This is a genomic window from Sorangium sp. So ce176 (assembly GCF_051519835.1).
In the GTDB taxonomy this organism is placed as follows: Bacteria; Myxococcota_A; Polyangia; order Polyangiales; family Polyangiaceae; genus Sorangium; species Sorangium cellulosum_G.
This window is the reverse complement of record NZ_CP150371.1, coordinates 11,072,496-11,086,645: the sequence shown is the minus strand read 5'-3', so window position 1 is coordinate 11,086,645 and position 14,150 is coordinate 11,072,496. Positions and strand designations below refer to the sequence as shown.

Below are 14,150 nucleotides of genomic sequence, written 5' to 3'. Positions count from 1 at the left end.
GCTGTCGCAGGAGGTTCCATGATTGGACGGATCTGGCACGGCTGGACGAGCCCCGAGAACGCAGACACCTACGAGGCCCTGCTGAAGACCGAGATCTTCCCGGGGATCCTCGCGAAGCAGGTGCGAGGCTTCCAGCGCATCGAGCTGCTCCGGCGCCCGCTCGGGGAAGAGGTCGAGTTCGTCACCATCATGTGGTTCGACTCGATCGAGGCGGTGAAGGCGTTCGCCGGCGAGGACCACGAGACCGCGTACGTTCCAGCGAAGGCGCGCGAGGTCCTCGCGCGGTACGACGCCCGCTCGCAGCACTACGAGCTCCGTGAGCTCCAGGAGAGCACCGGCCTCGACCGGCCGGCGGAGACCGGCTGAACCCCGTCAGCGCGTGACGGCGCCGAGATCCACGACCGCCTGGTCGTTCATGATCACGAAGGGCCGCTCCTCGAACGTCAGGCCGCCCTTGCCGTCGTGGTCGACGATCTGCAGCTTGCCCATGCCGTAGCCCATCGGCCCGCGCGCATAGTAGTGCGCCTGCAGGGTGTACCGGCTGGCCCGCTGCTCCCGCGGCGCGCGGATGGTGAAGCACTCGGGCCCGTAGCCGGTGGTGACGTCGGCGTAGAGGCGCCCGCCGCCCGGCAGCGTCGGCTCTCCGTAGTAGGCGTGGCCGCCGCGGTCGTCCCGGATGTGGAAGTCGACGTCGTTGGCGTCGGTCTCCCAGCTCAGCACGAAGCGGAGCGAGGGCGCCCCCTCGAGCCTGGCGCCGGCCTTCGCGAGCCGGGCCAGGACGTGGGCCCGGCGCGCCGGGTCCGCCTTGATCCACGCCGCGGCGATGAGGCCGAGGTCCTCGCGCAGGACGCTCTCCACGCCGGCGAAGCGCCCCTCCGGGTAGCGGCGCGCGAGGCCCGCCGCGAGCGCGTCGAAGGCGGCGGCGGCGTCGCCCCGCTTCAGGCGCGCGAACGCGAGCTGGCGGTGGCTGGAGGGGTGATCGGGGCGCTGCTCGCGCGCCTTCTCGTACGTGTCGACCGCGAGCTCGAGGCCCGCGCCGGCCGCGAGGCGCTCGAGGCGCGCGCCGGCGAAGCGACGGAGGTCCGCGCGCGCCGGGAACAGGTCGATGATCGAGCCGTACGCGCGGGCGGCGTCCGGCGCGTCGCCCGTGGCCTCGAGCGCCTCGCCGAGCGCGACGAGCGCGAGCACGTCGCCCGGGGCGTCGGCGCGCCAGCGAGAGGCCTCGCGCGCGGCGGCCTGCGCGTCGCCCCGGGCGAGGGTGTCCTGGATCTGCTTGAAGCGGCCTGTATACGGCTCGACCGGCGCCGGCGCGGCGGCGGCGCTGTCGGCCGGCCCGGCCGCGCCGCCCGGCGGCGCGAACTGGAGCGGGTACACGACGTCGACGCTGCCGCCCTCGGGCGCGGGGAAGCTCAGCGCGGGGATGGCGCGGACCACGCAGGAGACGACGGCCGCGTCGGGCAGATCGAAGCTGCCGTGGCGCGCGTTCACGACGGCGCCGCGCGGGTCGATGGTGAAGTGTACGGTGACACGGCCCTGCAAGCGGGGATCCCGCCGGAGCCCCTCCTCGTAGCAGAGGCGGAAGCGGCCGAAGCTCTGGCGGACGATGCGCTGGACGACCTCCGGCGGAAGGCGGCCGCTCACCTGGGCGGCGCCCATGCGGACCGAGGGCGCCCCGGCCCTGTGGTGGCCGCCAAGGCGGCCGTGGCCGCTGCCGAAGCCCTCGCCGCTGCCCGCGTCCGGCGCGGCGCTCGCCGCGGGCGCGGCGGCGGCGCTGCCGTGGCCGATGGTCCCGATCGAGCCGAGGCCGATGCCCTCGCCGCGGCCGCCGCCGCCCTCGCCGACGCCCGAGAGCCCGAGCCCGCCCGCGCTGAGCCGCGTGACCGTGCCCGCGCCGGCAGGCGGCTCCGGCGGCGCAGGCGGCGGCCGCAGGGCCGCGCCCGCGCCGGCCGACGCGCCGTCGCCCGCACCGGCCTGGCCGCCGTCGCCCCGGTCGACGGGCGGCCTGGCCTCCCACCGCTTCTCGGCCGGCGGCCGCGAGCGCTTCTGCACGGCCACGCGGCCGCCGTCCACGGTGAGGATGTCGGAGAGGCCGCGCCGGGCGATGTGGAAGCGGGCGTAGTCGCCCTCGGTCTCCAGCACGAGCAGCGCGGTGTACGGGCTCAGCACCCGGTGCGTGATCGACAGGTCGACGATCTGCCGGCGGAGGGCTTCCTGCTCGGCGCCCGGGGCCTCCCGGGCGAGGAGGCCGTCGATCTTCGCCCGGGCCCAGGCGCGCTCGAGCAGCGGGCGCTCCACGCCGCGCAGATCGGGCGCGGCGGTGCGGCCGTCCACCGTGATCCGGACCGGCAGCTCGGCCGGCACCTCGGCATAGACGAGCGCCTCGTCGCCGGCCTGCATCCCGTGCAGCGCGCGCGGCCAGACCCAGCGCGCGCCCTCGACGCTCACCGCGATCCCCGAGCGGGTGGCCGACGCGAGGCGCCGCTCGATCTCGGCGGCGCCGCGCGCGCCGTCGATCACGGCGCCGTCGCGCGGCAGGCCCGCCGTGACGAGCTGCCGGAGCGCGGCCTCGTCGCGGATGCCGCCGAGCGCGACGGCGTCGAGCCGCTCGACCCCCGCGTCCCTCAGCGCCTCCGCGGCGCCGCGCAGCGCGCCCGGCGCTACATCGCCCGCGGTGGCGATGCCGTCCGAGAGGAGCACGACGCGCCGCTGCCCGCCGGCGCGCGCGCGTTCGCCGGCCCAGCGGAGGGCGCGCCCGAGGTCCGAGGCGCCGAGCGCCTGCCGCTCGCGGATGCGCCGGATCTCCGCCTCGCCGAACGCCGAGGCCGCGCCGTCGAACACGGGGGCGACGGTCTGGTCGTAGCAGGCGACGGTGAGCGGCGCGTCCGGCCCGCCCGCGCGCGCGACCGCCTGCGCGACGGCGGCGAGCGCGCCGAGCTGCTCCTCGATCCCGAGCGCGCGCGAGGCGCTCGTGTCCACGAGGATCACCGCCGAGGCGAGCGGATCGGGCCGAGCCTCCACGGGCGCGGCCACACGGGCGAGCACGAGCTCGCCGCTGCGCAGGCCGCCCCGCGCCGCCGTCGCCCCGAGCCGCGCGGGATCCACAACGAAGTCGGCCTCGGGCGCCGCGTCCCTCCGGTGGAGCGCGAGGACGGGCGCGGCGGCGCCCGCGACGGTGGCCTCCAGATCGAGGCGGCTCACCGCGGGCAGGCCGCGCAGGGGGACGGCGAAGGGCGCGTCCGGACCGAGCTCCTGGGAGTACGCGACGACGATCTCCTTCACGCCGCGCGCCGGGATGGGGAACACCCGCGCGCTCACCTGGTTGCCCGCGGCCTGCTCGAGCAGCGCGGGATCCTGCTTGCGATGGAGGAAGTCCTCGTACGCCTCGCGCGCGCGCTCGCGCTCGACGACCTCGCCCTCCTGCCAGCGATCGCCGATCCTCATGGCGAGGCGGCCGAGGCTCGCGCGGGGCGGCAGGGTGACGCTGAAGGTGCCCTCGAGCACGCGGTCCTCGGGGTTCTCGAAGGTGAGGTGCAGCTCGGTGAGCGCGAGCGGCGCCTCGATCACCGCGCGGCCGGTGAGCGCGACGAGGCGCAGCCCCGTGCCGTCCGCGGCGGTGAGCCGGATCGGCGGCGCCTCGGCCCGGCGCGCTGCGACGGCCGGCGCCGCGGGCGGGGCGGGCAGCGCGGCCGGCCTGGCCCCGCCCGGGGGCGAGCCGGGGGCGGCGGGCGGCAAGGGGCTGTCGGCGCAGCTCGAGAGCGCGGGGACCAAGGCGGCGAGCGCGGCGAGCGCGGCGCGGAGGAGGGCTCTTCGCACGGGGGGGCTCCGGTCGTTGTGCGGCGGGGCGAGCGTGAACGACGCAGGCCAGCCGGCGCTGGGGTTGGTCGATCGACACCCGGTCGGGCCGGAGGTTCCCGCGGCGAGGCGCGGTGTCGCCGGCGCTCAGGGAGGGAGCCTCTCCATGAAGCGCGTGACGTGCTGCGCGATCGCGACCGCCTGCTCCTCCACGGCGAAGTGCCCCGCGTCCAGCAGGTGGAGCTCTGCGCGGGGGACATCGCGGAGGTACGCCGTCGCGCCCGCGCGGATGAAGTCCGCGTCGTTGCGCCCCCAGACGATGAGGGTCGGCGGCTGGCGGGAGCGCAAGAACGCCTGCCATGACGGATAGGCGTCGATGTTCGTCTGGTAGTCCTGGAGGAGCTGAACCTGGATCTCGCGGTCCTCGGGGGTGGCGAGGAAGGCGAGGTCGTGGGTCCAGCTGTCCGGGCTCAACCGCTCCCGCCGATCGCCGGGCAGATCCCGGAGGTATTGCTGTTCCTTGATCGCCGCGGCGCTGACGATCTGGGCGACGGCGGCGGCGCCCTCCCGGGATCTGTCGTCGTGGGCGCGCCGGAGGAACGCCCGCAGCGCCTCGGGCAGACCGTCGAGGTACGCGTTGCCATTCTGCACGACGAGCCCGCGCAGCCTCTCGGGATGGGTCATGGCGACACGGAACCCGACCGGCGCGCCGAAGTCCTGCATGTAGAGCACGTACCGCGTGAGCCCGAGCGCCTCGGTGAAGCCGGTGATGTGGTCCGCGAGCAGGTCGAACGTATACGTGACCTCGTGAGGGCTCGGGTGATCGCTGAAGCCCGACCCCAGGTTGTCCGGTGCCACCACGCGGTACCGGCCTGACAGGAGAGGGATCAGCTCTCTGTAGCTGTGGGACGACGACGGATAGCCGTGGAGCAGGAGCAGCGCGGGGCGGTCGCGGCGCCCCGCCTCGCGGTAGAAGATCCGACGCCCGCGCACATCGACGGTGCGGTAAGCCGTCTTCTCCGGCCAGACCGCGTCGGGCACCGCCGCCGCGGCGCGGCCTCCCGTCGCCACGCCGCGCTCGCTGCTCGGCGCGGGCGACCTGCCGGCGCAGCCCGCGACGAGGACGACGAGCGCCAGCCGCGCCGCCGCCCGGCCGAGACGCGCCAGCCGCGGGCGCCTGCCAGCCGTCGAGCCCGCGAGGCCGGCCGTCGCCATGTCACGGCGCATGTCCACGTCGTTGCCCGACCGACCTCGCGAGCTCGCGCCGCCTGTCGCGCGCGACCCGGTGGCCAGCGCCGCCCGCCCCTCACCCCTTCGCCTCATTGTAACCTCCGTAAGTCATGTTTGACGGTTATACGGCGAACATGCTAACCAGTCAACGCGGAGATCGATGGTTACAACCACGTCGCCTTTCCTCTGGCTCGGCAATCACCGGGCGCTCGATTTCCTCAACACCGAGCATTTGCACCGCGGCGACCGCGTGGACTTGCTCCCCGACCTGCGCGCGCTCGTCGCCTGGTCCGAGGAGGCGGGCTTCCTCGAAGGGGCGACAGCGGGCTGCGTCCTCGATCGCTGGGAGGGGTCGCGGGAGGGCGAGAGCGCTCTCGACCGAGCGCGGCAGCTCCGGAGCGCGCTGCGCGCGTTGTTGGAGCGGCCCCGCGCGCAGAGGGCGCATTGCCAGGGCGCCGTCGACGTGATCAACAGAGCCCTCCGCCTCGACGCGGGGTACACCGAGATCGTGCGTGCGGGCTCCGGGTTCACGCGGCGGGCTCATGTGCAGATCGACGCGCCGGACCAGCTCCTCCGCCCTGTCGCCGAGGCTGCCGCCAGCCTTCTCTGCGACGTGGACCCGGAGCTCGTGAAGCGCTGCGCGAACCCCGACTGCGTCCTCTACTTCCACGACGGTTCGAGGAACCACGCGCGGCGCTGGTGCAGCATGGATCTGTGCGGCAACCGGATGAAGGTGGCCGCCCATTACCTCCGCAACCGGAATGGCTAGGACAAGCCCCGCGCCGCGGACACACGCAAATCGAAGGAGGCCAGCCGTGTCGAGCAACGATGAACAAGACGATCCGCAGCAGATCCGCAAGCCGATCGCCGTCGAGAGCGTCCCCTGGGAAGAGTGGTCGGAGGGCTCGCGCTTCGGCAGCCGGTTCCGGCACCTGACCAGGGCGGTCATGGGCAAAGGCCATCATGTAGGCGTGCTGATTGAGGAGCTCTTGCCGGGAAAGCAATCCTCCCCCGCGCACTACCACCTGCTGGAGGAAGAGCACATCCTCATCCTCGAGGGTCGCGCCACGCTGCGGCTCGCCGAGGAGACGATAGAGATGTCGGCCGGAGACTACGTCTGCTTCCCGGCGCGCCAGAAGGCCGGCCACTGCCTCGTCAACACCAGCGACGCGCCCTGCCGCTTCCTCGTGATCGGCGAGAAGAAGCCAGATGATGTCTGCGTCTACACCGACTCGAACAAGATCCTCGTGGGCTCGGTCGACGAGATCTATGACAAGTCGCAGGTAAGAGCTTACTGGCACGGCGAAGAAACAGGCGGAGATCCCGCGTCTCCTTCGTCGTCCTCCTCTTCCTCTTCCTCTTGATGCTCCCCGCGGCCCTCCGCTGTCGCGAGGCGGGGTCCTTGGCCGGTCACCGCCGCGGTGGTACCAGAACATAAAGGACATGGACGGTCGGCCACACCCCGAAGATCCGGCGCGCACGGCGCTGCTGATCATCGACATGCAGAACGACTTCCTCGCGGAGGGGGGCGCGTTCTCGAAGCGGCACAGCGACCCGCGCCAGCTCGCGCAGAGCGTGGCCTGGCTGGCGCGCGCCGCGCGCGCGCAGGGGCGTATCGTGGTGTGGGTGACCGCGGCCTACGGCGAGATCGACGCGCCCCCGGACGCGCTCCGCGGGCAGACGCACACAGGCAGCGCGTGCTGCGCGCGCGGCACGTGGGGCGCCGAGCTGTTCCCCGCGCTCGTGCCCGTGCGCGCCGAGCGCGCCGAGCGCCCCGCCGGGACGGCGGAATGGCACGTCGAGAAGCGGTGGTATTCGGCCTTCCGCGACACCGATCTGCACGCTCGCCTGCAGGAGGCGGGCGTGACAGCCGTGGTCCTGTGCGGCGTCGCGACCAACGTGTGTGTCCTCGCCGCCGCCCGCGACGCGCGCCGGCTCGGCTATGACGTCGAGGTCCTCGAGGACGCGACAGCGGCGAGCACCGCGGGCAAGCACGCCACGGCGCTGCGCGAAATCGAGGCCCTGGGCGCCCGGCGCCGCCGCTGGGCCGATCTGCTCGCCGACGGATCCGGGCCAGTCCGCGTCGACGGCATCGGCGCGGGCGGCACATCGCTGTGGTGCGGCGCCCTCGACGAGGGCCTCGACGAGGGCGCCGGCGCCTTCGCGTCGGTCGAGCGCGAGGTGGCATGGACCACGATGCGCCACCGCGGCGGGGCCGGGACCGGGCGTCTCGGTCTCCGCGGTTCACGGGCGGCCGACGGCCGCGCGCAGCTCGTCGAGCGACGCTCGGAGCGCTGTGTCGCTCACGCGGATGCCCGTCGCGGCGGGCAGGATCTCGGCGAACATCCGCCCGGCCTCCTCGATGCCGCACACCTTGTGTGGGAACCGCTGGCGGGCGACGAAAGACAGCCCTGTCACGACGCTGCGCACCGCCGCCGCGCGGAGCGCTGATCCTTCGAGGACGACGGCGGAGCACCGGATGAACGCGCTCGCCTCCGCGAGGAACCTCGCGAGCGCCCTGCGCGCGGATGCCTGCGGCAGCGGGGCCGCGCCCTCGACGATGGTGAGCAGCCCTATGCCGCGCGGATGTTGCTTTGCGAACTCCGCGCACGCCTCGCTCACGCGGCGCACGTCGTCCTCGGCCGTCTCCTGGAGCCAGATGGTGCAGAAGATCTGGCGCCAGCTCGCGACGATGTAACCGGGGTGTCTGGCGATCATGCGCCAGGGTTCGAGAGGCGCGCTCGTGCCGGGGCCGGAGGGGGGTGCCTCCATGTCCATCGTCTCGTCCCCGATCCCATCCCGCGAGACGACGCGCCCGAGCCGTTCGTGCGCGTCGTCCTCGGCGTCCTGCGTCGCGAGCTTCTCCGCCCTCGTGGCGCGGGTCGCCGCGCTGACCGGGACGAGGAGCTCCTCCCGGAGGGCGAAGCCGTCGGGCAGGAGCGGTCGAATCGCGTCGAGCATCGCCGCCGCGGTGGCGAACCTCTCGGAGGTGTCGAGCCGGAGCGCGCCGTGCACAACGGCCGCCGCCTCGGGTGGGACCCAGGGCGCGAGCGCCTGGACCGAGATCGGCGCCTGCGAGCAGATCGCGACGATCAGATCGCCGAGGCCGGTGATGTGCTCGTGCGGGAGCCTCCCCGCGAGGGCGCGGTAGAGCACCATGCCGAGCGACCAGAGGTCGGCGCGGTAGTCGATGTCGGCGCAGCCTCGAGCCTGCTCCGGCGCCATGTAAAGCGGTGAGCCGAGGACCCCTCCGGAGCGGCTGAGGCCCGTGGTCGCGCCGACCTGATCCGGCTCCTGCTTGATCTTGGCGATCCCGAGATCGAGGATCTTGACGACGATCTCGCCCTCCTCACGCCGGGCGAGGAAGAGGTTGGCCGGCTTGATGTCCCGATGGACGATGCGCGCCGCGTGGGCCTTCTGCAGGCCGCGGCAGACCTGCGCCGCGATGCGGAGGGCGGCGTCGGGCTCGAGGCTCCCGACCCTGTCGAGCAGGAGCTGGAGGTCCTCTCCTCGCAGGAGCTCCATCACGATGTAGGGCGCGTTCGTCTCCGGCTCTGTCCCTGCATCGAGCACCCGGACCATGTGATCGGTGTCGATCGCGCTCATGGCCTTCGCCTCGCGGTGGAAGCGCGCCAGGCTGCTCTTGAAGGGGAACTGGAGGGCCCCGTCCATGCATTTCAGCGCGACGTGCTCGCCGGTCTCGACGTGCTCGGCCTCGTAGACCGCGCCCATGCCGCCGCGCCCGAGCAAGCGGAGGATCCGGTACTTTCCGTCGTAGAGCTGCCCGATCAACGCATGAATATCGTAGAGGACGCTGGCGTGCGGAGGCAACCGCCCTCTGCCCTGCCCCAGGGCGCCGGCCGATCCACCTCGAGGCGGATCAACGCCCCTCCTCGGCATGGCGCCCGCGGCGCCGCGCTGCGCAGCAACGGGGCCGGGACGTCCCACTGGCGTTCAGGGGACACGCTGGCAGACAGCAGTCACGACGCCCCCCCGGCTCCGGGCGTGATGCCCAGGTGCCCGCCCTCCATCGATTCGCCGGTACGGCGGCGCCCGTTTCCGCTGCGGACGATCGCGGCAGCGCGCCCCCTCGCGCCGGCGCTGTGCCGCAGGGTGGAGCCGAGCGCAGGCGCTACCCCAGAGTCGTCCACACCGAAAAGTCACTTCCGCACGGACGCCAGCACCGCGCCCCATTTCCAATGACACGTCATCTCGAGTGACGCGCCGACCGCCGACAGCGGAGCGAGGCACGCAAGCGCATGCGTAGTTGCGCAACGTGCGGCCAGCATGGTCATGTTCTATCCGTCTCAATCGCTCGATGGATACAACGCCGGCGTGCGTCTCCGCGCTCCCGAGCGGAGCCCGCGAGCAGCAGGTCCCTCCGCGAAACTGCGGCGATATGCGCCTGTCACGGCGGTGCCCCCCGGGTCGCGCAGCCTCGGACCGCGCTGCGCGCTCCTTACCCCCCCTCGAGAACGGCGGATGGCACACGCCCTGCTTTGCAGGTGACCGGCCACAGCCGGGCATGCAGGGAGGCGCGAGGTCTCGCGCCGCTCCGGCCGGACGGTGGTCCACTGCGCAAGAGAAGTCACCCTTGCCGGTCCGAGGCGGTGGACAGTTGTTGAGCGCCCCGGGAAGCACCGGCGCGCGCAGCTTGTCGAGCAGATCGCGTGAACCGTTGCATCACCCTCGGTGATGCGCCCCTCAGGAGGTTTGTATGAAGAACTATCGTTTCGGTGGGTTGGCGTGCATCGTGTTGGGCGCCTTCGGGTGCGGCGCGGCAGAGCGGCCCGGCGATCCGGAGGCGATGGACGGCGTGAGGCAAGCCCTGCACGACACGACCGCTGTGTTTGCGTACGTCGACATGATGTCGTACGAGCTCAAGTTCTACGAGCCCAGCCTCGACATGGAGGCGAGCGTGGATCTGCGCACGTTGCCGGGGTACGGCAGCGGTGTTCCGCTGCACGCGTACATCACCGAAGGCGGCCACAAGGTGTACGTGGGGTTCAACGGTGACGCGAGCAGCCCTACCGGCCTGGCGGTGATCCGCGTCAACGACATCTTCTGGCACGAGCACGCCGCCGACGTGGAGCTGGTCAAGAAGCTCATCCTCGACGACCCGGCTCACCCGCACGAGTTTCCCGCGGTCACGCAGGTCGACGCGCGGCAACCCTTTCAGCCGTGGACGGCGCAGCCGTTCACGCAGCTGCACGGGCCCGCCGAGCTGTTCAGCAAGCACCGCTTGTTCTGGACCGTCCTCACCGACGATCGCGTGGTCACCGTGAACACGAGCAACGACACCCTGCTGCCGACCCAGGAGTTCGGCGACGCCAGCCGCGCGCTCCACGGCATCAGCTTCAACGCCGCAGAGACGCGCGGCCTCGGCGCCGGTTACTTCTACGACAGGGGGTACTTGCCTGTCTTCAGTGTACAGGCCGACGGGACGCTCGCGAGCGATGGTGAGATCTGGCTGGGTACCCCCAAGTCTCACGCCGCCTTCGTGCACAACGTCGAGTGGCAGACGAACCGCTACGCGTTCGTGGGCACCATGCAGTTCGCTCGCACGTCCCTCACCCCGAGCAGCACGGAGATCCTGGGCCCGAGCGTCTGGTACGTCGACACCAAGGTGAGGATAGCCAAGCGCATCATCAAGCCGACCACGGACGTGAATGGGGCGGGCATCTTCCGCTCGGCTTCCTGGGTGGAGGTCGTCGGTGACAAGCTGTTCGTCGGAGAAGAGGACTCACTCGACGACTCCTTCGGAGACGACGGTTACGTGTCGGTCTTCGACGTCAAGGACCCGTGGCGCCCTCGCTTCATCAAGCGGCTGAAGCCGGGAGTCGAGCTGCCTGCCGACTTCGCGGTGGGGCACGCGCTGGCCCCGACGCCCGACGGCAAGAGCGTGATCCTCGAGAGCTACCCGTCTGGCTACGTGCTCCGCATCGGCACGGAGAGCCTGCTCGTGGAGCACGTCATCCACCACGACACCATGCATTCGATGCCTCACGGCGGCTCGATCGTCGGCATCGAGGAAGGGCACGACTCGGCGGCGCTCAGGACGTCCGCCTTCGGTCTCGACGAGTAGCGTTCAACGAAGCGCAGGCGAGCGCGAGCGCTCGTGCCCGCCTGCGCGGCCCTCGCAGCAAGGCACCAGAGGACACCCGTCATGCACCAGACAAACGCCATCCTGGCACCCTATAGAAGGCCTCTCTCCGAGTGGGACGCCGCGAGCTGGATCCGCAGCAAGCCGATCCGCAGCGCCAGCTGCGAGGGCTTCGCGTTCCCGCCCGAGCTGGTCCCGCTGTCGCGCCATCCGCGCTTCGTCGACGACCGCGCGTCGACGGAAAGGCTGCTCGCGTACCGCCTGCTCACTCACCTGCAGTTCACGACGATGCTGGAGCTCGAGCACGTGAACGCGGTGTGCTCCAGGCTCGCGCGCGACTGCTACGCGCTGGAGCTGAGCCGCGAGCAGAAGAACGATGCTCTGCGCATCTACTGCGACGAGGGCGCCCACGCGCTCTTCGTCGAGCTGCTCAGCGTGTCGATCGAGAGCCGTCATGGCGTCGAGCGCGGCGCGCTGCCCCAGCCTCGCTTCCACGCCGTGCTCGAGCGGATCTTCGAGCGGCACGGCGGCGAGATCGCCCCGGAGATCTTGCACCTGTTCTTCGTGTCCGTCTCGGAGACCCTGGTCAGCAAGATCCTCCGCGAGATCCCGCGCCACCCGCAGGTCGCGCCGCTCGTCCGCGAGGTGATCGGCGACCACGCGCAGGACGAGGGGACGCACAGCGTCTACTTTCACTGGCTCTTTCCCCGAGCCTGGAGCCGCCTCGACCGACCGAAACAGGAGCTCGTCGGACGGCTCTTGCCCAGGTTCGTGGACGCGTTCCTGGCCCCCGATCTGGGCTGCGATGCGCGCGTCCTCGAGGCGCTCTCGTTCGACGAGCCGACGCGGGAGAAGATGCTGGAGGAGACATATCAACCCGGGCCCGTGCGGAGCGCCGTGCGTTCCGCCGCCCAGCCGACGCTGCGCATGTTCGAGGCGGCTGGCGTGTTCGAGACGGCGGCCGGCGCAGACGCCTTCGCCGAGTACGACCTTTACCTGGAGAATGCCCAGTGAAGACCGCAGTGGTGATCCGTCACGTTCACTTCGAGCACCTCGGCGCTCTCGAGCCGGCGCTGCGCGAGGCAGGCTACGGCGTCCGGTACCTCGAGGCGCCGACAGCGGCCTTCGAGCTGCACTCGCTGCCCGATCTGCTGGTCGTCCTCGGCGGCCCCATCTCGGTCAACGATACAGAGGATTACCCGTTCCTGGCGCGCGAGCTATCGCTCGTGCAGCGCCAGCTCGAGCAGAAGCTGCCCCTGCTCGGGATTTGCCTGGGAGCGCAGCTGATCGCGCGTGCTCTCGGAGCTCGGGTCTTCCCGATGCGGGGCAAGGAGGTGGGGTGGTCGCCGCTCGAGCTGACCGAGGCGGGAGCGCGCCACGCCATCAGGCACCTGGCAGCGCCGGGGCTCGATGTCCTGCACTGGCACGGCGAGACGTTCGACCTGCCCGCGGGCGCGGCGCGCCTCGCCAGCACGCCGCTCTGCGAGAACCAGGCGTTCAGCGTGGGCGACCACGCGCTCGGCTTGCAGTTTCACCCGGAGGTCACGGCCGAGCAGCTCGAGGGCTGGTTCGTGGGCCACGTCGGCGAGCTGGCCAGCATCCCCGTCCAGGTCACCCGGCTGCGTGGACAGAGCGCGCCGAGGGCCAAGCGTCTGGAAGAGCCGCTGCGCCGCTTCCTCAACGAGTGGTTGAGGGCTTCGGAGGAACCACGGGCAAGCGGCGCTTCGGATCTCCCGCGGCTGTCATGAACCTCGCGCGGTTCTCGGCCTGGAGCTCGGCGCTGCCGGCCTCATGATCGGCACATTGCGCGCGCAGCTCGGCGTCGCCGATCGCCGCGTCGAGCAGCTGGCAGTGGTGGGGCTTGGGCTCGCCCGGATGTGCGTTCGCGCGGAAGTTCGTGCAGCTCACGCACATCTGGGCGACCGGGATATACCCGCGCTCTTGCAGCGACGAGATGATGGTGAGCACGCCGCGCAGCATGGCGGCCTGATCCTCGTCGGAGAGGTCGTCCACCGCGTCCAGCAGGAACGAGGGCCATTGAGCGACAGCCAGCGCCTCGCTCTCGCCTTGCTTCGTGAGGGAGATCTTGATGGCTCGTCCATCGCTCAATGCCTGCGTCTTCTTGACCAGCCCCTTGGCCACCAGGGCGCGCACCGTTTCACTCGCGGTGGCGGGCGTCACGCTGAGCGCCTCGGCGATGTCGAGGAGGCGCAGCCCTTCACCCTTGTGGGTGCGCAGCGTCGTGAGCACCTGTCCCTGCGTCGGGGTGAGGCCTCGAGCGAACGCTTCGCTCCAGGCCTGCGCCCGCAGCGCGGATCCGAGTCGCTCGAGCCCAGCGATCAACTGGCTGTTCAGGTCCGCAGTGACGAGTTTGCCGCGACGGGTCAACGTCGCTTCATAGTCGACCAGTTTGAAGTTTAGTCAAGCGGCCGAGCTTCGCGCGCACGGCCTGGCAACGGCCATGCGTGCACATGTAGGCCAACATCTCCCTTCGCCTTACATCGATCGTACGGTTCGTCGTACCGAGGCAGAGCGTCGGGGAGGCGCGTCGGGTGATCGATCCGGTCGCCTGAGTCGCCAATCCCGGAGGATTCCTCAGGTTTGTGAGCACGCACGGGCAACCACTTTTATTATTGACTTTGTTCGTTTCATGAATCTAATTAGGAGTACTGAGCATCGCCTCAGCGAAGGAGGAAGGTCATGAGCAAGGCAGTTTTTTTCCATGCAGGGTGCCCGGTTTGCGTCTCCGCCGAACAGAATCTGGCCAACGCCATCGATCCGAAGCGCTATCAGATCGAGAGCGTTCACCTCGGTAAGGACAAGTCGCGGCTCGCGGAGGCGCGCGCGGCGGGCGTGAAGTCCGTTCCTGCGCTCGTGCTCGATGGCTCGGCGTACCACATCAATTTCGGAGCGGCCCTCAGCGACCTCGGCTGAGGACTGCACGGCCGGCGGGGCGATCCTCGTCCCCGCCGGTCCTCCCCTTTTCAACGCTGGGAGTCGGTCATGTCGATGACGTCAACCTCTG

The 14,150-nt window shown here is 71.3% G+C and carries 11 protein-coding genes and 1 pseudogene; 8 read left to right on the top strand and 4 right to left on the bottom strand.

What is annotated here, in order from left to right:
* The first annotated feature begins 18 nt into the window (after positions 1–18).
* Positions 19–366 (top strand): antibiotic biosynthesis monooxygenase, encoded by a 348-nt coding sequence (locus WMF42_RS41835; protein WP_061610743.1) that lies wholly within the window; start codon positions 19–21, stop codon positions 364–366.
* 6 nt (positions 367–372) lie between these two features.
* Here the strand turns inward: WMF42_RS41835 and WMF42_RS41830 are convergent, their stop codons facing one another.
* The gene (locus WMF42_RS41830; RefSeq protein WP_437688695.1) at positions 373–3,813 is read right to left on the bottom strand and encodes an AgmX/PglI C-terminal domain-containing protein; all 3,441 of its coding nucleotides are present in this window, start codon (positions 3,811–3,813) and stop codon (positions 373–375) included.
* A 126-nt stretch (positions 3,814–3,939) separates the two neighbouring features.
* The gene (locus tag WMF42_RS41825; protein ID WP_437688693.1) at positions 3,940–5,115 is read right to left on the bottom strand and encodes an alpha/beta fold hydrolase; all 1,176 of its coding nucleotides are present in this window, start codon (positions 5,113–5,115) and stop codon (positions 3,940–3,942) included.
* A gap of 67 nt (positions 5,116–5,182) precedes the next feature.
* Between WMF42_RS41825 and WMF42_RS41820 the strand changes: the two genes are divergently transcribed.
* From WMF42_RS41820 to WMF42_RS41810, 3 genes are all read left to right on the top strand, one after another.
* A complete protein-coding gene (locus WMF42_RS41820; RefSeq protein WP_437688691.1) occupies positions 5,183–5,791 on the top strand; it encodes a CGNR zinc finger domain-containing protein in 609 nt (202 codons plus the stop codon).
* A 46-nt stretch (positions 5,792–5,837) separates the two neighbouring features.
* Positions 5,838–6,386, top strand: coding sequence for a cupin domain-containing protein (locus WMF42_RS41815; protein WP_434044207.1), 549 nt, complete (start codon positions 5,838–5,840; stop codon positions 6,384–6,386).
* Between the two features lie 79 nt (positions 6,387–6,465).
* Positions 6,466–7,473, top strand: a complete 1,008-nt coding sequence (locus tag WMF42_RS41810; RefSeq protein WP_437688688.1) for a cysteine hydrolase family protein — start codon at positions 6,466–6,468, stop codon at positions 7,471–7,473.
* Between the two features lie 522 nt (positions 7,474–7,995).
* On the opposite strand, the pseudogene WMF42_RS41805 reads toward WMF42_RS41810, so the two are convergent.
* A pseudogene (locus tag WMF42_RS41805) lies at positions 7,996–8,922 on the bottom strand (serine/threonine-protein kinase); the annotation flags it as partial.
* An 817-nt stretch (positions 8,923–9,739) separates the two neighbouring features.
* Here WMF42_RS41805 and WMF42_RS41800 point away from each other — a divergent pair.
* The 3 genes from WMF42_RS41800 (at position 9,740) to WMF42_RS41790 (ending at position 12,873) form a co-directional block, all read left to right on the top strand.
* Positions 9,740–11,107, top strand: a complete 1,368-nt coding sequence (locus tag WMF42_RS41800; protein WP_437688687.1) for a hypothetical protein — start codon at positions 9,740–9,742, stop codon at positions 11,105–11,107.
* An 81-nt stretch (positions 11,108–11,188) separates the two neighbouring features.
* Positions 11,189–12,139, top strand: coding sequence for a diiron oxygenase (locus tag WMF42_RS41795; RefSeq protein ID WP_061613479.1), 951 nt, complete (start codon positions 11,189–11,191; stop codon positions 12,137–12,139).
* Positions 12,136–12,873: a glutamine amidotransferase gene (locus WMF42_RS41790; protein WP_437688685.1), complete on the top strand. Its 738-nt coding sequence runs from the start codon at positions 12,136–12,138 to the stop codon at positions 12,871–12,873. Before WMF42_RS41795 ends, WMF42_RS41790 begins: the two co-directional genes overlap by 4 nt.
* On the opposite strand, the gene WMF42_RS41785 is transcribed toward WMF42_RS41790, so the two are convergent.
* Positions 12,803–13,513, bottom strand: a complete 711-nt coding sequence (locus tag WMF42_RS41785; protein WP_063816029.1) for a MarR family winged helix-turn-helix transcriptional regulator — start codon at positions 13,511–13,513, stop codon at positions 12,803–12,805. The two genes, WMF42_RS41790 and WMF42_RS41785, sit on opposite strands and share 71 nt — an antisense overlap.
* 312 nt (positions 13,514–13,825) lie before the next feature.
* On the opposite strand from WMF42_RS41785, the gene WMF42_RS41780 reads away from it, so the two are divergent.
* On the top strand, positions 13,826–14,059 hold the full coding sequence (locus WMF42_RS41780) for a thioredoxin family protein (RefSeq protein WP_061613481.1): 234 nt from the start codon (positions 13,826–13,828) through the stop codon (positions 14,057–14,059).
* Positions 14,060–14,150 lie beyond the last annotated feature (91 nt).